Origin of the sequence: Hymenobacter sp. IS2118 (genome assembly GCF_000715495.1) — a bacterium.
GTDB lineage: Bacteria > Bacteroidota > Bacteroidia > Cytophagales > Hymenobacteraceae > Hymenobacter.
The window spans coordinates 1-19,082 of record NZ_JNLX01000047.1 but is presented as its reverse complement, the minus strand read 5'-3'; the positions used below and the strand labels follow the sequence as shown (position 1 = coordinate 19,082).

Sequence of the window (19,082 nt, the reverse complement as noted above, 5' to 3'; positions counted from 1 at the left end):
TATTGCAAACATGAAAAAAGCGCGCGTGCAAAAAGGAGTGCTGGCATTTTTGCTGGCCAGTGGATTACTGCTGTCGGCTTTCCGGTCGCTGCCTGCCGAGGAAGGACTGATACAGCGCATTACCCGCCAGCTGGGCGAGTTTTACGCGGCGGCCAAGGGCGAAAAAGTGTACCTGCACCTCGACCGCCCGGTGTACGCCACCGGCGAAACCATCTGGTTCAGCGCCTATGTGGTAGATGCCTCGCAGCACCAGCTCGATTCGCTCAGCCAGGTGCTGCACGTCGATTTACTTTCAGCTGACCGCAAGGTGGTGGCCCGCCGTACCCTGCGCCTGCAGGGCGGCCGGGCTAGCGGCGACCTCGCCATTGCCGACTCGCTGGCCGCTGGCACCTACGTGCTGCGCGCCTATACCAACTGGATGCGGAACGCCGGCGATGACTATGTGTACAGCCGCCGCCTCAGCATCTGGCTGGCTTCGCCGCTGGGGCCCCAGGAAATGCCTGCTGCCGCCGGCTCTCCGGCCACCAAAACCCCAGGCCTGGCCGCCGCCACGGCCAAGCCCGACATTCAGTTTTTTCCCGAAGGCGGCTACCTCGTGGAGGGCCTGCCGGCCGTGGTGGCCTGCAAGGCTACCGATGCCAGCGGCCGCAGCCTGGCCGTGCGTGGCCAGATTCTGAACGCCCAAAATGCCGTGGTGGTGTCCGGGTTTGCCACTCGGCACGCGGGCATGGGGCGGTTTGCCTTCGTGCCTGGCAGCGGGCAGCGCTACCGCGCCCGCCTCACGCTGCCCAACGGCAGCACCGCCGAGTACCCACTGCCGGCCGTGCAGCCCACCGGCTACAGCCTGCACGTAGTAGAAACAGCCGATAACTTTTTGGTGGAAGCGCGCTACCGTGGGCCGGCCGGGGCGCCCGCGCCCGGCCCCGTGCAACTGCTCACGCAGGTGCGCGGCGTGGTGGCCTACCCCGGCCCCCGCACCCTCACGGGCACGTCGCCGGCGGCGTGGCAGATGCCCAAAAAGAATTACCCCGACGGCATTGTTCACTTCACGCTTTTTGATGCGGAAGGCAGCCCGAAGTGCGAGCGGCTGGCCTTCGTGCAGAACGGCCCGGCCGCGCTGAGCGTAACTATTGTGGCCGACCAGCCCAGCTACGGCCCGCACGCGCCGGTGCAGCTCACGGTGCGCGTGGCCGATGCCGCCGGCCAGCCCGTGGCCACCAGCCTCTCGGTGGCCGTGAGCGACGCCGGCCTGGCCGCCCTCGACCCCAACGCCGAAACCATCGCCTCCAACCTGCTGCTGACTTCGGATTTGGTGGGCTACGTGGAAACCCCCGGCTACTATTTCCGCAACCAGACGGCCGCCACCGCGCAGGCCCTCGACGACCTGCTGCTGACCCAGGGCTGGCGGCGCTTTGTGTGGAAGCAGGTGCTGGCCGGCCAGCCACCAGTGGTGCGCTTCCGCCCCGAGCAGGACATCACCCTGACCGGGCAGGTGGTGAGCGTGCAGGGCAGCCAGCCTATCGCCAACAGCCAGCTCACGTTTATGCAGCTCCGGCCCACCCGTAGCGTCACCACGGGTACTACCGACGGTGAAGGACGGTTCTCGTTTTCGGGATTTCCCCTGCGCGATACGGCCGTTATTAGTTTGCAGGCCCGGCGGGCTAAGGGCGGTTCCAACGTCATCATTCGGCCCGACGATGGGCCCGTGCCCGGCCCGCAGCTGCTGCCCGCGCTGCCGCCGCTGAGTGCCGCGCCGGCTGGCGTGGCCGCTTTTGTGCGCCGCAGCCGCCAGGCCCAGGCCGCCGACCTGGAGTTGAACCCCGACAAAGCCCTGCGCAACATTCGCCTCGATAACGTGGCCGTGACCGCCAAGCGCGTGGCTGTACCGGCCAACGACCCCCGCCGCCTCTACGGCGCCACGGGCGGTACCGTGGTGGATTTTGCGAGTATGCCATCGGCCCAGGTTGGCCTGACGGTATTGCAGATGCTGCAGGGGCGCGTAGCCGGCCTTACCATAAGCGGCACTCCGCCCAACTTATCGGTGCAGATTCGGGGTGTGGGTTCGCCACTCTTTATTCTGGATGGCATGCGGGTTGACGTGGATGCCATCAACAATATTCCTTCCTCGGATGTGGAATCAGTAGAGGTTTTCAGGGGCGCGCAAGCAGCCATTTTTGGCGGCAATGGGGGCGCCATTGCTATTTATACCAAGCGGGCCGACCCCAACTACCGCGCCCCCGACGCCGGCCCGCCCCCCGGCATTGCCACAGTACGGGTGCCGGGCTACTACCAGGCTCGCGAGTTTTACCAGCCCCGCTACAACGCCCTGCTCACCAACCCGCCCGCCGACCCGCGCACCAGCACCCTGTATTGGAACCCCACGGTGCGTACCAACGCCCGCGGCGAGGCCGAGCTGCACTTCTTCACCGCCGACGGCAGCGGCAGCTTCCGGGCAGTGGCCGAGGGCGTGAGTGCCACCGGCCAGCCGGCCACCGGCACGGGCACAGTCGTAGTGAAGGGAAAGTAGTGGCTGAACCCGCTTAATTAAGTTTTTGGAGAAAAAACCCCGCTGAAACTACAGCGGGGTTTTTCATGTGCCCCTGGTAAGGGCTGCTTCATTTTCGGTAGCACTGTGTACCGGACTTGGCCACTTTCTGCCGCTAGCATTTGGGCTGGCCGCCAAACTAAAAAAGTGAGTTTTTCGGGCCTGTGGCTCCACTCCACCTGCCAGACCTATGCGAGACCGGAGCATGGCATTTGGGTAACGATGACGGCTGTTACGAAATATTTCCAGAGCTACCGGAAACGTTACCGAAGATAATTCCGGCAGGAAACCAAAGTTTTTCTTTCAGAAACGGTTTTTTTAGCGGAACATTACTTTCCCATAGCTTAGCCACCCCTGCGTCATTTCGCATAATGGCGGACCTCGCCCCCTGAAACCCTATTTTCCTCAATGAACAAGCTCGCTACGATTGATTACATCGTTTTCTTCGTCTATTTCATCATCGTATCCGGCTACGGCATCTGGATTTACCGGCGTAAAACCGGCCACGACGGTACCATTGAGGGCGATTCCAAAGATTACTTCCTGGCCGAAGGCTCGCTGACGTGGTGGGCCATCGGCTCCTCGCTCATCGCCTCCAACATCTCGGCCGAGCAGTTTGTGGGCATGTCGGGCTCGGGTTTCAAGATGGGCCTGGCCATTGCCACCTACGAGTGGATGGCGGCCATTACGCTCATTGTGGTGGCGGTATTCTTCATTCCGGTGTATCTGAAGAACCGCATTTTCACGATGCCGCAGTTCCTGAGCCAGCGCTACAATGGCACGGTGGCCATGATTATGGCCATTTTCTGGCTGGCGCTCTACATCGTGGTCAACCTGACCTCGATTTTGTATCTCGGCGCCATTGCCATCAGCAGCATCGCTGGTCTTAATCTTGAATTCTGCCTCTACGCGCTGGCCGCGTTTGCCATCCTCATCACCCTGGGCGGCATGAAGGTGATTGGCTTCACCGACGTAATTCAGGTGTTTTTCCTGATTCTCGGCGGTTTGGCCACCACCTACCTGGCCCTGAACCTGGTGGCTGAAAAATTTGGCCAGACCGGCGTCATCAGCGGCTTTAACCTGATGACGGAGCAGGCCGGCGACCACTTCCAGATGATTTTCAAGCAGGACAACCCCAACTACATCGACCTGCCCGGCCTCACCGTGCTGCTCGGCGGCATGTGGATTGTGAACCTGAACTACTGGGGCTGCAACCAGTACATCACGCAGCGCGCCCTCGGGGCCGACCTGCCCACGGCCCGCGCCGGCATCCTGTTTGCCGCTTTCCTCAAGCTGCTCATGCCCGTGATTGTGGTGCTGCCCGGCATCGCGGCCTTCGTGCTTTACAAAGCCGACGTGTTCGGAGCGGCTGAATTCGGCTCCGGCGCCGACCTCAATCCGGACCGGGCGTATCCGGTGCTGCTCAATATTTTGCCGACGGGCCTCAAGGGCTTGTCCTTCGCGGCGCTCACGGCGGCTGTGGTGGCCTCGCTGGCCGGCAAGGCCAACAGCATCGCCACCATTTTCACCCTCGACGTTTACAAAAAAGTTATCAACCCCAACGCCTCGGAAAAAACGCTGGTGAATGTGGGCAAAATTGCCGTGGTGGTGGCCATGATTATGGGCGTGCTCATTGCCCCGCATTTGGGCATCGACAAAAAAGGCGGTTTCCAGTACATTCAGGAGTACACGGGCTTCGTGTCGCCGGGTATTTTTGCCATGTTCATTCTGGGTTTCTTCTGGAAGAAGACGACTTCGACGGCGGCCCTGTTCGCCACCATCGGCGGCTTCCTGCTCTCGGTGTGGTTCAAGTTCCTGCCCCTCTACGCCGACCTCTCGTTTCTGGCGCCGTTCGGCTTCGCAGTGAAGAATGCCGAGGGTGTTTACGAAATCCCTTTCCTCGACCGGATGGGCTTCGTGTTTGCCATCAGCGTGGCCGTTATGGTCGCCATCAGCCTGTACCAAACCAGCCGGGGCGTGAAAACCAACGGCCTGGAAGTAGACCGCAGCATGTTCAAAACCACGCGCGGCTTCGCCATCGGCGCCATGATTATCATGGTGATGCTCACCACGCTCTACACCGTGTACTGGTAAGCAACGGCTTGCCGAAAATCAGTTGGCCGTCAGGCTCGTCCGGCGTTAGTGCGGGCGGGCCTGACGGTCTTTTTTTGCGTCTTCTTTCCCATTTTTTGCGATGAAACTATTCCGCTACGGCCCGGCCGGCCACGAAAAACCTGGTGTGCTGCAAGGCGAACAGCGCTACGACGTAGCTGGCTTCGGCGAAGACTACAACGAGGCGTTTTTTGCCACCGACGGCCTGCAACGACTGGCCGCATTCGTAGCCGCTAACGCGGGCCAACTGCCCGTGGTGGCCGCCGCCGAACGCCTGGGCCCGCCCGTGGCCCGGCCCTCCAAAATCCTCTGCATTGGCCTCAACTACTCCGACCACGCCCACGAAATGGGCCTGACGCCGCCCACCGAGCCAATAATTTTTCTGAAAGCCACCACGGCATTGGTGGGGTCTTGCGATGACATCATCATCCCCCGAAACTCGGTAAAAACCGACTGGGAAGTGGAGCTGGCCGTGGTTATCGGCCGGCGGGCGTCCTATGTGGAAGTGAGCGAGGCCGCCGACTACATTGCGGGCTACATGCTGCACAACGACGTGTCGGAGCGGGAGTTTCAGATGGAGCGCGGCGGCACCTGGACCAAGGGTAAAAGCTGCGACACGTTTGCGCCGATGGGCCCGTATCTGGCTACGCCCGACGAGATGGGCGACGTGAACAACCTGCGCCTCTGGCTCACGGTGAACGGCGAGGAAATGCAGGACGGCAACACCGCCAACCTCATTTTCGACATCCCCTTCATCGTTTCCTACGTCAGCCAGTTTATGACGCTGCTGCCCGGCGACATCATCTCGACGGGTTCGCCGGCCGGGGTGGGTTCGGGCCTGAAGCCACCCCGCTACCTCCGGCCCGGCGACGTGCTGGAGCTGGGTATTGATAACCTGGGCACCGCCCGGCAGGTGCTGAAAGCCTACGCCGGCTGACGGGTTTGGCGAGTAGCGGTGAAAGGTTCTGAAGCAATTAGACGTGTTCCCGAATAAGCAGAAACGAAAAAAGCGAGTCATGCTGAGCGCAGCCGAAGCATCTCTACCGCGCAACTAATCCAATCGACTCAACGAAGCGGTAGAGATGCTTCGGCAAGCTCAGCATGACCGTCGATTTTACACTTTTCTGTATTTAGGAACAAGTCTATTAATTAAGCGGGCGAGAGTAAGCACCGTTCTCAGGCCGTCATGCCTCGGCTGCGCTCGGCATGACGGTTCCTTTTCTGCCTTCCCGGATAAATAATTACGGTCTGAAGCTCAAAATCCCTCCTGAGCAATTGGGCCGCACGGGGCGTTGGCTCAAATAGGTTCGTAACATTGCGGTGATTTAACGGACACAAATGGGTAATATCAAAACCTAGGCTTCGTGTTGGTATCAGCAATTGATGAAGAAATTATTTGTTGCGCTGCTGCTTCTATTGGGCGGGCGGGTGCAGTCCCAAACGCCCGATTCGCTGGCTCCGGCACCTCCCGCCGCCAAAAAGTGGTTTGAAACCTTTGCCATCCGGGGGTACGTGCAGGCACGCTACAACCGCCTGCTCGAAACCAACCCTGACCTGGGCTGCGAGCAGTGCGACCGGTCGTGGGGGAAAAACGGCGGGATTTCGCTGCGCCGGGTGCGGTTGATTTTTTTCGGGCAGCTGCACGAGCGGGTGTACTTCTACATTCAGCCCGATTTTGCCAGCTCCCTGAGTGGCAGCACTTCGCTGCAGGTAGGGCAGCTGCGCGATGCCTACTTCGACCTGGGCCTCGACAAAGCCAGTCAGTTCCGCATCCGGCTGGGCCAAAGCAAAATCCCCTTTGGCTTTGAGAACATGCAGTCGAGCCAGAACCGGCTGGCCCTCGACCGCAACGATGCAATAAACAGCGCTTTTTCCAACGAGCGGGACCTGGGCGCGTTTTTCTATTGGGCGCCCACGGCCGTACGCCAGCGCTTTGCCAAACTGGTGCGCGAGGGCCTGAAAGGCTCGGGCGACTACGGCATGTTGGGCTTGGGCGTATTCAACGGCCAGACCGCCAACCGCGCCGAGCTCAACAACCAGCAGCACGTGGTGGCCCGCTTCACGTACCCGCTGGTGGTGGGCCGGCATATTATTGAACCCGGACTGCAGGCTTACTCCGGCGATTACGTGCTGACGTCCGACCAGCTCTCGGCCGGCGTGAAAACGCGCCCCGACCGCAGCTACCTCGACCAGCGCGTGGCCGCCACTTTTGTGCTCTACCCGCAGCCGTTTGGCGTGCAGGCCGAATTCAACACCGGTCGCGGCCCCGAATTCAATCCCCGCACCGACAGCATCGAGAGCCGGAGCCTGCACGGCGGCTACGTGCTGCTCAACTACCGCTTGCGCTACAAGCAACAGCAGTTTTACCCTTTCCTGCGGGCGCAATACTACGAGGGCGGCAAAAAACACGAGCGCGACGCCCGCAGCCACGGCGTGCGCGAAGCCGAGCTGGGCGTGGAGTGGCAGCCCCTGAGTAGCTTCGAGCTGGTGGCCATGTACACGCTGTCGTCGCGGCGCTACGAAGATTTCCAGAAGCCCGATAACCGGCAGCGCGGCGGCCTGCTGCGGCTACAGGCGCAGATTAATTTTTAGGCAGTAAACTTGCTCCCGATTAAGAAATGGCTGAGAATTTTCATTGGTCTTGGTAATCGGGCCGCCCTCTTTGGCAGGCGAGGTGGTAGCCAGTGGTGCTTTGGGCAGCCCACAGTTCTGGCCCCGAATACCGCTTGGAAAACGACAGATTTCTTATTAGGAAATAAGCCTAAAGTATTTCGGAATAGCTCCTTAAATGTACCAATTCAGACTGTGGCCAGTACGCCGCGCGGCGCAACTTCCTTTGCCAACAGTCCAGCCGCAACAACGGTCAGTATTGTCGTTAGCGGGTGCCCGCTGGTTGCTGCTATTAGCCGTACTGCTGTTTGTGGCCAGCCTCTACCAGCGCGTGCTACACGGCGACGAAGCCTGGATTGGGGAGCAGGCTTATTGGGCCGCCAAGGAGGGTGTTGTACGTTCGGAATTATTCGATGGATTCCTGGGGGCTGGAACGCGGCAGTGGGTATACCATTGGTTGTTCGTGTGGCAGGCGGCGGGCGTAATAAGATTGGTCGGTTGGTCGTCGCTGGTTCTCAAGCTTATCAGCATGGCCTATTTGGGCCTATTTGGGCTGATTTGCCGGCCGCATCTGCGTCACTACCTCGCTACTACCGCTGCTCGCTGCTTGTTCTGGGCGGTGCTGCTGCTGAATTCGCTGGTAGTTGAGTATGGGTTTGTGTTCCGGCCCGAGGTAATGCTCATGTGTCTGGGCTTCGGCTCCTGGATATTGCTACAGCGTTGGTTGCACGCGGCGCGGCCGCGCTGGTACCACGTGGCGCTGGCCGCCGCGCTGGCCGGACTAGCCGCCGCTACTCACCTCAACGGCCTTATTTACCTGGTGGCTGGCACGGGGCTGCTAGGCTGGCGGCGACAGTGGCGGGGCGCCGTGCTATTTGCGGGCGTAGGTGGGGTGGTGTTTGCGATGTACTTCCTCGATGTGCTCGTGCACGATGCCTGGAGCGCTTACTTTCGTCAGTTCGCGCCTGCCATCGGTGGCGATAAATCGGGCCAGGGATTTGCTCTGGTTCTGCGGGCGCTGGCCGAGCATAAGCGCTTCTTCCACTCGCCCCTCGAAGCGGCCCTGTCGCTGTTGGTGCTGGCTGCGGCAGTCGTGCTGTACCGCTCGCGCTGGCGCACGCCGCGCCTGGCTGATGCCACCCTGTATCTGCTGCTGCTTGTGGCCGCCCTGGCGGCTCTTTCGCAGGGCAAAACTACCAAATACATGGTGCTGTACATGCCGCATCTGTGCCTGTTGGTGGCGGTGGGTTTCGAGCACCTGCCGCCCCGTACGGGCTGGGTGCGGGTGCTGCTGGCTGTGGTGCTGGGCTTTTACACCATTGTCAATAGTGTGTACACGGGGCTGCTTATCAGTCGGCATGAAGACAGAGTAGTGCGTAACCAGCAGCTGGCCAATCAGCTGCCTGCCTACCGATACGCTCGCATCGTAGCACCCATGAATTTCGTCTTCAATCAGATTGATGCCTTCACCATTCAAGGGGTGACGTGCTACCTGCTGCTGACGCAGGCCGGGCAACTCCGACCCAATGGCCAGGCCCTGTTCGAGGAAGCCGCCCGGCGCCAGCGCCAACTCATCATTCTGGACGACAACTCGCTCAAAGAAATGAGCTTGCCCCGACCTGTATCCGGCCGCACCTACGGGGGCTACCGCTACGCCTACCGTTTCCACGATTACTACATCTACAAAGCTTTGTAAGGCTGTCCGTCGCTTGGTTCCGGAAGCCGGTGCGTCACCGGGGGCGCCGTTAGCTCCACCGCGTAGCGCCCAGATGCTGCTACTACCCTTCGCCGCCGTTCCAAAAAAAACAGCGTGGGCGTAGCTGTCCCGCACAATCTACTACGCCAGTCCGGCGCCCCAGGCGTAGTCGAAGTGAGCCGGCTGTCGGGGGAAAGGTGCTGAGAAGTAAAGCTACCAGCCCTGCCTACCAAGAGTTGCCAACCCCTTACTTTGCAAACGATAAGGGGAGGCAGAAATCTTCGCGCAATACTTACTGATTTTGGTGCCGTATTATTTTTCTGGCCGTCTTTCGCAGCACTTGTTGTGGCTGGCCTGCGCGGCGGGCGTAGTGGGCCTGCTGGCCTCGCGGGCACTGGTGGCGCTGGCCCCGGTGGTGGGCGTATGTGCCGTGCTGGCCAACCCAAATGTGCGCCGTGAGGCCGGGCTGTATTTCCGCAACGGAGCCGCCATGCGGGCGGCCGCGCTGTTTGGGTTTCTGTTGGTTAGTGGCTTGTATACCAGTGAGTGGGCTACCTGGCGCCACGAATTGTTTCGTAGCCTGACGTGGCTGGGCGTGCCGCTGGCTTTCACGCTGGCGGTGCCGCTGGCGGGCGGGCAGCGGCGGGCGGTGGGGGCGCTGTTCGTGCTGGGCACGGCGGCCGTGGGCCTGGCCACCTCGGCCCAGTACCTGCTGGACCCCGGCAGTGCTAATGCCGCCATCAGCGTCGGGCAGAACATGCAATCCATCACCGGCGTCTTTCACATCTATTTCGGGGTAATGCTGGCGCTGAGCTTTTTCTGGGGCCTGCGGCTGCGGCAGCATCCGGAGGCGCGGCTGTGGTGGCGGGGGGCGCTGCTGGGTGCGGCGGCGGCGGCGGCGCTCACGCTGCACCTGCTGGCCTACCGCACCGGGCTGTTGGTTTTCTACGCCGGCCTGCTCGGCTACGTGGGGTGGCTGCTCACCCAAAAACGGCTGGTTATGAGCCTGGGAATCCTGGTTTTGCTGGCTTTGGGGCCACTGCTGGCCTACTCCACGCTCGAATCGGTGCGGCACCGGGTGGGCTCCACGCTGTGGGACCTGAACCAGTACCGAACGGGCCAGGACCTCAACGACTACTCGCTGTCGAAACGGCTGGTGGCGGCCGAAACGGCCGTCATCATCATTCGCCAGCACTGGCTGTTGGGTGTGGGCCCGGCCGATGCGCACGCCGTGATGCGGGAGCAGTACGACTGGCGGGATTACGGCCTGCGCGATGCCAGCCAGGCCGACGTGCACAACCAGTACCTCAATGCCCTGCTGGGGGGCGGCCTCGTGGGCCTGGTGCTGTGGCTGGCGGTGCTGTTTTGGCCCCTCACCCGGCGCTGGGCCCGGACGAATCCGGACCTCTGCTTTTTCATCCTCATCCAGGCCACCGGCATGCTGGTTACCGATACGCTGAGCCTGCAAATCGGGCTCAATATGTTCGTGTTCGGCTACGGCTTTCTGGTTGTAGCCGGGGAGGCCAGGGAGCAGCGGAAGTTGTTGGTTGCTGGTTGTTAGTTATTCTAGCGGGGCTGGCGCGCGCGTCTGACGCGCTGCCGGTTGGCTCCGAGCCTCTGGCTTGGGCCAGGAATGCGTATGCAACGTTATTGCACGCCCAAGCCGGAGGCTCGAAGCCAGTGGGCAGCGCGTCAGAGACGCGCGCCAGCCCCGCCAGAACAACTGATAACTGACAACCAGCAACTAAACCGCCGGGTGCTCCAGTAGCTCCAGCTGCCAGCGCAGCTGCTCGTCGCGGATGGGATAGGGCACGCCGTTGCGGATGGTCTGGAACACGGCTTCGAAGAGGCCGAGGTAGTCGCCAGGGTCGGCCGGGTCGGGGGTGGGGGGGAGCGCGCCCTCGGGTCCGGCCAGGGTGAGGTGGCCTTCCTGACCGGGCGTTTCCAGTCCGTATTTGGCGGCTAAGGGCGACATGCCGCCCAGGAGCTGGGCTTCCTGCGGGTCGGTGCGGTGTTTTTGGTAGCTGCCCAGCGTGCCGTGCAGCACGTAGGCCGGGCCGGGGGCCGCTACCAGCAGGCTGGACGTGAGCCACACGTTGAGGCCTTGCGGGTAGCGCAGATGCAGGGAGAAAAAGTCCGTAACCCGGCTGCCGGGTCGGTGCTGGCCTTCCGCTTTATGAAAGCTGAGCGGCTGGCCAAACAGGCTGATGGCCTGGTCGATAAGGTGCGGGCCCAAGTCGTAGAGCAGGCCGCTGCCGGGACCGGGCTCTTCCTTGAATTTCTTGACGTTGAGCGTCGTCTTGTAGCGGTCGAACCGGAAATGGGCCTCGATGAGCGTGCCCAGCTGCCCGCTGGCCACCACGCGCCGCACCGCCCCAAAGTCACTGTCCCAGCGGCGGTTTTGGTAGGCCAGCAGGTGGCGGTTTTGTTGTTGGGCGAGGCTTATTAGTTCTTCCAGCTCGGCCAGGGAAGTCACCACGGGCTTTTCGAGCAGCACGTGCTTGCCGGCGCGCAGGGCCTGCCGGGCCAACTCGAAATGGGTGTTGCCGGGCGTGTTCACCACCACCAGTTCCAGGGCGGGGTCGGCCAGCAGCTCGGCCACGCTGGAGTAGCTGCGGATGTTGGGGTAATCGAAGGCCATGCGCTGCTCGTGGCGCTCGGCCACGGCCTGCAGGTCGAAGCCGGGGTGGGCGGTGAGAAAGGGCGCGTGAAAAAGCTTGCCCGACATGCCGTAGGCCAGCAGCGCGGTGCGAATGGGAACAGTGGTCATGCCTCAAAGTAACACCGCTGCCTCCCGATACCGGCCGGGCCCGGAACCGTACGCGCCACCCCCAACTATCCGTTGGCCGCCCTAAAAGTGGAATAAACGAATAGCGGGAACAAGGACATTGTTTGTGAAACTATTGATAACCAACGAATAATAGTCCTTAACTACTGCGTTTGATAGATTGCTTTTTTGATTGTGCTTAACTTGTACCGGGTTTTTTACGGCAGCGCTGGGCACTATACTTCCCGTCAGGCGTTTGCTTCTGAAAATAAGCAGCCCACCGGCTTGTGGCAGTGTCATTTTCCGGGGATGCGGTGCCGGAAGGCGCTACTTCCGGAGCGCCTGCAAAACCCGGGGCGGCCCACAGTTTACCCGGCAAGCCGGTACTACAGACGAAAAATAGACGATATGAAGCCATTAGTTATTATCGCTGCCTGGCTGGGCCTGCTGCTGGGGAGCTATTCTTCGGCCCAGGCCCAGACCAAAAAACCGGCTGCTGTCCCCGCGCCGGTAGCCGCCACCGTGCCGGCGGCCCCGCGCTACCAGGTTGGGAAGCTGGCCACGGACCCCGCCCAGTATATCGCCGACGTGCAGAGCATGATGGCCAGCACCAACAACGCGGCTGCCCGGGCCGGCGCGGCGCGCCTGAAGGAGCTGTGGAGCTCCAACACCCTCACGGCGTCGCAGCAGGCGCGTATCGTAGCCTTGTCGCAAACCATGCTGGCCAAGCGCTTCCGGCCCCGGCCGCACTTCGAGAACCTGTTTGGGGCCATTGTGGGGGGCGCCACCGGTGTTGCCACGGCCAAGCTCAGCGACCAGCAGATGGACCAGTACCTCGACGTGCTGGGCCAAACTCTGGAAAAGGAATCCCCGCAGGAGACGGAGAAATTCATCTTTATGACCAACCGCTTCCTTAACGGCGGCTACCTCTATCGCACGGGCTACAACACCCTGCGGGCCGTCAACGGCACGGTTTCGTTTGCGTATTCGCCCAATGCCGCGCCGGTTTCCAACCTGGAGTTTGGGACGCCTGCGGCCAAGGAAGAGCCGCTGCCGGCCCCTAAGCCCGCCGCGCCCAAACCCGCCGCCAAAGCACCGGCCAAAGCCGCGCCCAAACCCGCCGCCAAGAAAAAGGCCAGCAGCAGCGGTTGGGATACGGCCGATATCTGGTCGTCGCCCTCGGGCGGGGGCTGGGGCGACTCGGACGATGGCTGGGGCGCACCCGTGAAAAAGGCCCCGGCCAAAAAGCCCGTGGCCAAAGCCGCCGCCAAGCCCGGCGCCGCCAAGCCCGCGCCCGCCAAAGCCGCCGCGCCGGTGGTGAGCGCCGCTGATTTTGATACGCCCGCCGCGTTCACGCCCTCGTCGCTGCCCTACGATGAGTATTTGGCGCCGTCCACCCGCGGCGCGGTGCTGGTGGTGAAGGATGCCGACCTGTTTATGGCTACCGCCGGCGACTCGATTTTTCTGAAGAAGGTGAACGGCACGGCCGTGCCCGGCTCCAACCGCTTTGTTGCGACCAGCGGGCAGCTGGTGTGGTCCATTAAAACCAACCTGGTGACGGCCGATATGGCAGGCTTCGACTTCGACCTGACCAAGCCGGAATTTACAGCTCAGCCGGTGACGGTGACGTACCCATTCCTGCTGGAAGCGCCCGTGAAAGGGGCCCTGAGCTACAAAAGCGTGCGTCGGAAGGCCGGGGCCACCGAAACCGGCTACCCGCGCTTCATTACCCTCACCAACGACGCCCGCATCAAGAACCTGGGCGACAACCTGCAGTACCGCGGCGGCCTGTCGATGGCCGGCAGCAAGGTGCTGAGCGCGGCCCTGGACGGCTCGCTCTCCAACCTGATAGTGAGCCTGGACGGCAAGCCCAAATTCAAAGCCACGTCGCGCGCTTACGTGCTGGGCGACTCCCTGATTACGGCCAGCCGGGCGGCCGTGACCATTTACCAGGGCGCGAAGGACTCGGTGACGCATCCGGGCACGCAGCTCAAATTCTCGAAAAGCAAGCAGCAGCTGAAGCTGGCCCGCGAGGAAGGCCTCTACAAAAACACGCCCTACAGCGACTCCTACCACCAGATGGACATTCGCACCGAGGCCATGACCTGGAACCTGCGCGAGCCAACCATCGACTTTGCGGTGCTGTCGTCCAAAAACCAGCAGTCGGCTGATTTTGAGAGCAAGGAGTTTTTCACCAACAGCCGTTACCAGCAGCTTAAGAGTATCAACCGCCTGCACCCGCTGCAAATGCTGGTGGGCTACAGCCAGAGTCACGATAATGTCAAGACCCTCAACGTGAAGGACCTGGCCACCGACCTGAAAACGTCGGAGCCCAACATGCGCAGCGCCATGTCGGGCCTGGCGCGCGACGGCTACGTGCAGTGGAACCCGCAAACCGGCGAGGTGACCATTCTGCCCAAGGGCGCGCACTACGTGGCCTCGGCCCGCGACCGCAAGGACTACGACCACATTGCCATCAAGTCCTTGTCGGGCACGGGCCGCAACGCCACGCTCAACCTGAACACCAACGAGCTGCTGGTACGCGGTGTGCAGCGCTTCAACTTCACCGACGACTCGGCTACGGTGTTTGTGCAGCCGGACAGCGCCATTATCCGCATTCGGGAGAACCGGAACATCGATTTCAGTGGTACGGTGGTGGCGTCGGCCATGCGTTTCCGGGGCCGCGATTTCAAGTTCGATTACGACGGCTTTTACGTGGACATGGCCAAGATTGACTCCATCGTCATTCGCAGCGAAGCCCGGGATTCCAAGGGCAAGCCCACCGGCAAGCACGCCGACTTTGCCCTCACCAACAAGGGCAATGTCTCGACCGGCCGCTTGTTTTTGAACGACCCCAAAAATAAATCGGGCCGCAAAAAGAAGGGCCAGTACCCGGCGTTCGACTCCAAGAGCGGGGCCAACGTGTACTTCGGCAAGCAGGACGTGCTCGGCGGCGCCTACGATTCGACCATGGTGTTCGACATCCCGCCGTTCAAGCTCGATTCGCTCAACGGCATCAGCAAATCGGCCTCGGGCTTTGATGGCACGTTCCGCAGCGGCGGCATTATTCCCGACCTCAAAACCAAGCTCACGGTGCAGGAAGACGGTGCCCTGGGCTTTATCTACGACGTGCCGAAGGATGGATTCCCGCTCTACAAGGGCAAGGGCCGGGTGTTCAATAAGGTGAAAATGAGCGGCAAGGGCCTGCAGGCCGACGGCTCCATTACGTACCAGACCGGCACGTTCACCTCCAATCAGTTCGTGATGTACCGCGACTCAATGGTGACAGTGGGCCGCTCGGGCCTGATTGCGGCCAAGAAAGCCGACGGCGTGGACATTGCCAAAATGACCCTGCCGCCGGGCTACCTCATGCACTGGGACGTGAAGCAGGACTCGATGTACCTCTCGACGCCGCGCACCGGCGAGCCCATTCGCCTGTACAGCACCGCCGACCGCAAAACCAAAACCGTTACGGCCTACACCTTTAAGGGCACGGCGCTGCTCACGCCCAAGAGCACGGGCGGCAACGGCACCCTCGACGGCCCGCAGTCTTTTATCAAGTCGCCGGAATTTGTGTTTAAAACCGATAGCTACTCGGGCAGCCGGGCCACGGTCAACGTCAAATCGGCCGAAGCCAACAAGCCGGCGCTTACCGCCAACGAGGTGGCGTTCGACTACAACCTGACCAAGGGCTACGCCGATTTCAAGCGCGAGGAAGGCAGCAAGGCTACCATCGACCTGCCGTATTCCAAGTTTAAAACCACTTTGAGCGGCGGGCGCTGGGACTTCAAAAAGAAGCAGGTGGTGCTGCGTGAGGCCGCCACCGCGGATTCGGCCAATTCCTACTTCTACTCCACCAACCCCGAGCAGGCCCTGCGTTTCAAGGCTTCGGGCGCGGTGTACGACCTGGCCAAGTACCAGATGAAGGTGAGCGGCGTGCCCCACATCGCGGCCGCCGATGCCTGGATTATTCCCGACTCGGGCAACGTCAATATTCTGGCCAACGGCCGCATTCAGCGCTTCAAAAATGCGGTAGTGGAGCTGGATTCGCTGGGCAAATTTCACCGCCTGGGCAAGGGCAGCATCGAAGTGCTGTCCAAGCTGGCCTTCACCGGCAGCGCCGAGTACATTCTGAAAACGGCCCGCGACTCGGTGGCCCTGCGCTTCACCAACTTCGAGCCCGACCCGGCCGCTATTCTGGCGGGCCGGGGCCGGGGCGTGCGCAGCCTGCTGGGCGGTAAGAAGGACGAGTTCGGCAGCGGCGGTACTGGCCCGGCCACCGTGGCCACGGCGGCCGTGAACTCGGCCACCAAGCTGCAGCTGACGCCCCGCATCGGCTACCGCGGCAACGTGCAGCTGAACTCGCAGCGCCGCGGCTTTGCCTTCGACGGGCAGGTGCAGCTGCAGTTTGGCAAGGAGCGGGGCCTGGCCGAATGGGTGGCCATCAAGGACTCCATCGACCCCCGCAGCTTTAGCCTCAACCTGAAGGGAGTCAAGTCCGAAAACGGCACCCCGCTGCTAACGGGCCTTTTCCTCTCGAACGAGAGCAACAAGGTGTATCCGCTGTATGCCGCCACCGTGCCCAGCGACGGCGACGTGGCCTTGTTTACGGTGGACGGCGCCCTGCGCTACGACGACAACAAGGGCGTTTACACCATCTCGCGTAACGACCTGAGCAATGTGAATGCCTACGAAGGCGCGGTGCTCACCTACACCGATTCTACCAGCGGGCTGGCTTTCCGGGGGCCCATGACCTTCATCAAATCCAATAAGAACTACCAGATGGTGGGCAGCGTTGTGGGTACGGCCAACCCCGACAGCGCCCGTTACTCGGTGGACGCCCTGCTGGGCATCGACATTGAGATGCCGCCCAAAGCCGTGGAGGTGATGGCGGCCGAGCTGGCCAAGGCCACCAAAAACGCGCCCGAAGCCCAGGACGGCTCTTCCAACGAGCTGTATAAACTGGGCCAGTTTATCGGCGATAAGGGCGCGGAGGCGTATAGCACGCGTAAGGGCAGCCCCGAATCCATCCTCAAACTCTCGCCCAAGCTGCTGCACACCCTGCTGCTGAGCCGCGTGAACCTGCGCTGGAGTGAGAAGCGCCGCGCCTGGTACTCGGTGGGCCTGATTGGCCTGTCGGGGGTGGGCAAGCAGCCGCTCAACGCCCTGGTGAGTGGCCACGTGGAAATCCGCCGCGAAAACGAAACCGACGTGGTAGAAATCTATCTGGAGGCCGAGCCCCAGACCTGGTACTACTTCAAATATGCCAATAATCTGCTGCTGACCAAGGCTCAAAGTGAAGCCTACGACAACGAAATCCGCAGCAAGTCGAAGTACGATTATAACACTGCCACCAACTACGGCGCGTTTGTGGGCGACTTCTCCGATGTGGACGCTTTCCGCGTGCATTTCCAGAAGGACTACCTGGGCCAGTCCGGCAAGCTGGCCGTTCGTGCGGCCGATTCGGCCCCCACTGGCAACTTCGATAACCTGGACGGCAAGAAGAAGAAAAAAGGCAAGTACGACGATGCCTTCACTGAGGACCCCAACGCCGCCCCGGCCGCCGACGCCGCCCCCGAATCTTCGAAGAAGAAGAAAAAGAAGGCCAAGGCCAATGACCCCTTCGGCGATGGCGTGATGGAAGACCCCAACGCTCCGGCTACGCCCGCGCCCCAAAAGGAAACGGCCACGGAAAAACCCGCCGCCGCCGACCCTGACCCCGCTCCCGACCCTGCCGTTGCCGCCAAAGAGGCCGCGAAGGAAGCCGCTAAAGAAGCCGAGCGCGTCAAGAAGGAAGAAGAACGCATCAAGAAGGAGGAAGAAAAACAGAAAAAAGAAGCCGAGAAGCGCAAGAAGAAAGGCACCGAAGACCCCTTCGGCGACAACTAGGCCCGTATAAAAAACTCTCCTCCTGGCCAGGAGGGGAGTTTCGCGTTTTACCCTCACCATTTAGTCCCGCATGACCTTCCTCTACATTGCCCTCGCCCTGCTCGCTGCCTACCTGCTCGGTTCCATCCCGACGGCGCTGTGGGTGGGCCGCCGCTTCTTCGGCCTGGCCGACATCCGGGCGCACGGCTCCGGCAACGCCGGTGCCACCAACACCTTCCGCGTGCTGGGCCCCAAAGCCGGCTCGGCCGTGCTGCTGATTGACGCGCTCAAGGGTTTCGTGGCGGCCTACTTTCTGCCGCAGTGGCTGGTGGCGCAGGGCGCCATCGCCCCCGAGCACGCGTTGTACTTCAAGCTTGCCTGCGGCGTGCTGGCCATTGTGGGGCACATTTACCCGGTATTTGCGCAGTTTCGGGGCGGCAAGGGCGTGGCCACCGTGCTGGGCATGATGCTGGGCGTGGCCCCGGCCACGGTGGGCGTGTGCCTGCTGGTTTTCATCGCCATGCTGCTGCTGTTCCGCTACGTGAGCCTGGCCAGCATGACGGCCGGCCTCACCTTTGCGCTGCTGCAATTGCTACCGCAGTTCCGGCCGGCCCAGCCGTTTATGGTGGCCGTGGGCTTCGTGCTGGCCGCCCTGCTCATCTACACCCACCGGGCCAACATCGGCCGCTTGCGAGCAGGCACCGAAGGCCGCGTGCCACTGCCCTGGGCGAAGAAGTAATACTCCGCCAGCTGCTGGCGCGCTGCCTACTGAAGCGCGTGCTGGCGCGCGTCAGCTGTACATTCGGCCCATTGCCCGTTCCCGTACTTACCCCGCCGCATGTCCGACAAATACGCTGCGCACAATCCGGACGGGTTGTATTTTCTGACGCTTACGGCCGTGGAATGGGTTGATGTCTTCACGCGCAAAGAGTACAAGCAGGTCGTCGTCGATTCGCTGCGCCATTGCCAGCAGCACAAGGGCCTGGAATTGTATGGCTGGTGTCTGATGCCTTCGCACCTGCATTTGCTGGCGCGAGCCGCCGAAGGGTACAAACTGGGCCCCATTATTCGGGACTTCAAAAAGTTTACCACCAACACCATCGTGCGTTTGATTCAGGAAGGCCCGGAAAGCCGAAACGAATGGCTACTGTATCGATTTGAATACGCAGCCAGGTTCCTGCACCGCGTCGAACAGCATAAAATGTGGCAGGACGGAAGCCATGCGGTCGAATGCGTTACCCCCTTCTTTACCCGTCAGAAACTGCGTTACATTCATCAAAATCCAGTGCAGGACCTGACGGTTGCGGAGGCGGAGCACTACTTATTCAGCTCGGCCGCAAACTATGCCGAGCAGCCGGGACTCTTGCAGGTTTTGTTTATTGAGTAAGGTCTTTCCATCCCCACCCGCTGGCGCCCCACCCGCTGGCGCCCCACCCGCTGGCGCCCCACCCGCTGGCGCCCCACCCGCTGGCGCCCCACCCGCT

The 19,082-nt window shown here is 61.7% G+C and carries 10 protein-coding genes; 9 read left to right on the top strand and 1 reads right to left on the bottom strand.

The window, feature by feature from the left end:
* Window positions 1-10 precede the first annotated feature (10 nt).
* The 6 genes from GM79_RS02695 to GM79_RS02670 all read left to right on the top strand — a co-directional run bounded on the left by GM79_RS02695 (window position 11) and on the right by GM79_RS02670 (window position 10,524).
* Window positions 11-2,527 carry a TonB-dependent receptor gene (locus tag GM79_RS02695; protein WP_035558846.1) on the top strand — a complete coding sequence of 839 codons (2,517 nt, stop codon included), beginning with the start codon at window positions 11-13 and terminating at the stop codon, window positions 2,525-2,527.
* Window positions 2,528-2,953: 426 nt separating this feature from the next.
* Window positions 2,954-4,639 carry a sodium/sugar symporter gene (locus GM79_RS02690; RefSeq protein WP_035558844.1) on the top strand — a complete coding sequence of 562 codons (1,686 nt, stop codon included), beginning with the start codon at window positions 2,954-2,956 and terminating at the stop codon, window positions 4,637-4,639.
* A gap of 100 nt (window positions 4,640-4,739) precedes the next feature.
* Entirely contained in the window at window positions 4,740-5,594 is an 855-nt protein-coding gene (locus GM79_RS02685; protein ID WP_035558840.1) for a fumarylacetoacetate hydrolase family protein, read from the top strand.
* Between the two features lie 446 nt (window positions 5,595-6,040).
* Entirely contained in the window at window positions 6,041-7,249 is a 1,209-nt protein-coding gene (locus tag GM79_RS02680; RefSeq protein ID WP_035558837.1) for a porin, read from the top strand.
* Window positions 7,250-7,550: 301 nt separating this feature from the next.
* Window positions 7,551-8,963: a hypothetical protein gene (locus tag GM79_RS02675; protein ID WP_152559796.1), complete on the top strand. Its 1,413-nt coding sequence runs from the start codon at window positions 7,551-7,553 to the stop codon at window positions 8,961-8,963.
* Window positions 8,964-9,267: 304 nt separating this feature from the next.
* Complete coding sequence (locus GM79_RS02670) at window positions 9,268-10,524, top strand: O-antigen ligase family protein (protein ID WP_161787105.1); 1,257 nt, start codon at window positions 9,268-9,270, stop codon at window positions 10,522-10,524.
* Between the two features lie 183 nt (window positions 10,525-10,707).
* Here the strand turns inward: GM79_RS02670 and GM79_RS02665 are convergent, their stop codons facing one another.
* Window positions 10,708-11,733, bottom strand: a complete 1,026-nt coding sequence (locus GM79_RS02665) for a Gfo/Idh/MocA family oxidoreductase (RefSeq protein ID WP_035558827.1) — start codon at window positions 11,731-11,733, stop codon at window positions 10,708-10,710.
* Between the two features lie 405 nt (window positions 11,734-12,138).
* Here GM79_RS02665 and GM79_RS22675 point away from each other — a divergent pair, with 405 nt between their 5' ends.
* The 3 genes from GM79_RS22675 to GM79_RS02650 all read left to right on the top strand — a co-directional run bounded on the left by GM79_RS22675 (window position 12,139) and on the right by GM79_RS02650 (window position 18,985).
* Window positions 12,139-17,619 (top strand): hypothetical protein, encoded by a 5,481-nt coding sequence (locus GM79_RS22675; RefSeq protein ID WP_051718412.1) that lies wholly within the window; start codon window positions 12,139-12,141, stop codon window positions 17,617-17,619.
* A 70-nt stretch (window positions 17,620-17,689) separates the two neighbouring features.
* Window positions 17,690-18,337 carry a glycerol-3-phosphate 1-O-acyltransferase PlsY gene (gene plsY / locus GM79_RS02655; RefSeq protein WP_035558824.1) on the top strand — a complete coding sequence of 216 codons (648 nt, stop codon included), beginning with the start codon at window positions 17,690-17,692 and terminating at the stop codon, window positions 18,335-18,337.
* 99 nt (window positions 18,338-18,436) lie between these two features.
* Window positions 18,437-18,985 carry an REP-associated tyrosine transposase gene (locus GM79_RS02650; protein ID WP_035558822.1) on the top strand — a complete coding sequence of 183 codons (549 nt, stop codon included), beginning with the start codon at window positions 18,437-18,439 and terminating at the stop codon, window positions 18,983-18,985.
* Window positions 18,986-19,082 lie beyond the last annotated feature (97 nt).

Coding starts and splice junctions, on each gene's coding strand:
- GM79_RS02695 (WP_035558846.1), top strand. CDS start 11: ATGAAAAAAGCGCGCGTGCAAAAAGGAGTGCTGGCATTTTTGCTGGCC.
- GM79_RS02690 (WP_035558844.1), top strand. CDS start 2,954: ATGAACAAGCTCGCTACGATTGATTACATCGTTTTCTTCGTCTATTTC.
- GM79_RS02685 (WP_035558840.1), top strand. CDS start 4,740: ATGAAACTATTCCGCTACGGCCCGGCCGGCCACGAAAAACCTGGTGTG.
- GM79_RS02680 (WP_035558837.1), top strand. CDS start 6,041: ATGAAGAAATTATTTGTTGCGCTGCTGCTTCTATTGGGCGGGCGGGTG.
- GM79_RS02665 (WP_035558827.1), bottom strand. CDS start 11,733: ATGACCACTGTTCCCATTCGCACCGCGCTGCTGGCCTACGGCATGTCG.
- GM79_RS22675 (WP_051718412.1), top strand. CDS start 12,139: ATGAAGCCATTAGTTATTATCGCTGCCTGGCTGGGCCTGCTGCTGGGG.
- plsY (WP_035558824.1), top strand. CDS start 17,690: ATGACCTTCCTCTACATTGCCCTCGCCCTGCTCGCTGCCTACCTGCTC.
- GM79_RS02650 (WP_035558822.1), top strand. CDS start 18,437: ATGTCCGACAAATACGCTGCGCACAATCCGGACGGGTTGTATTTTCTG.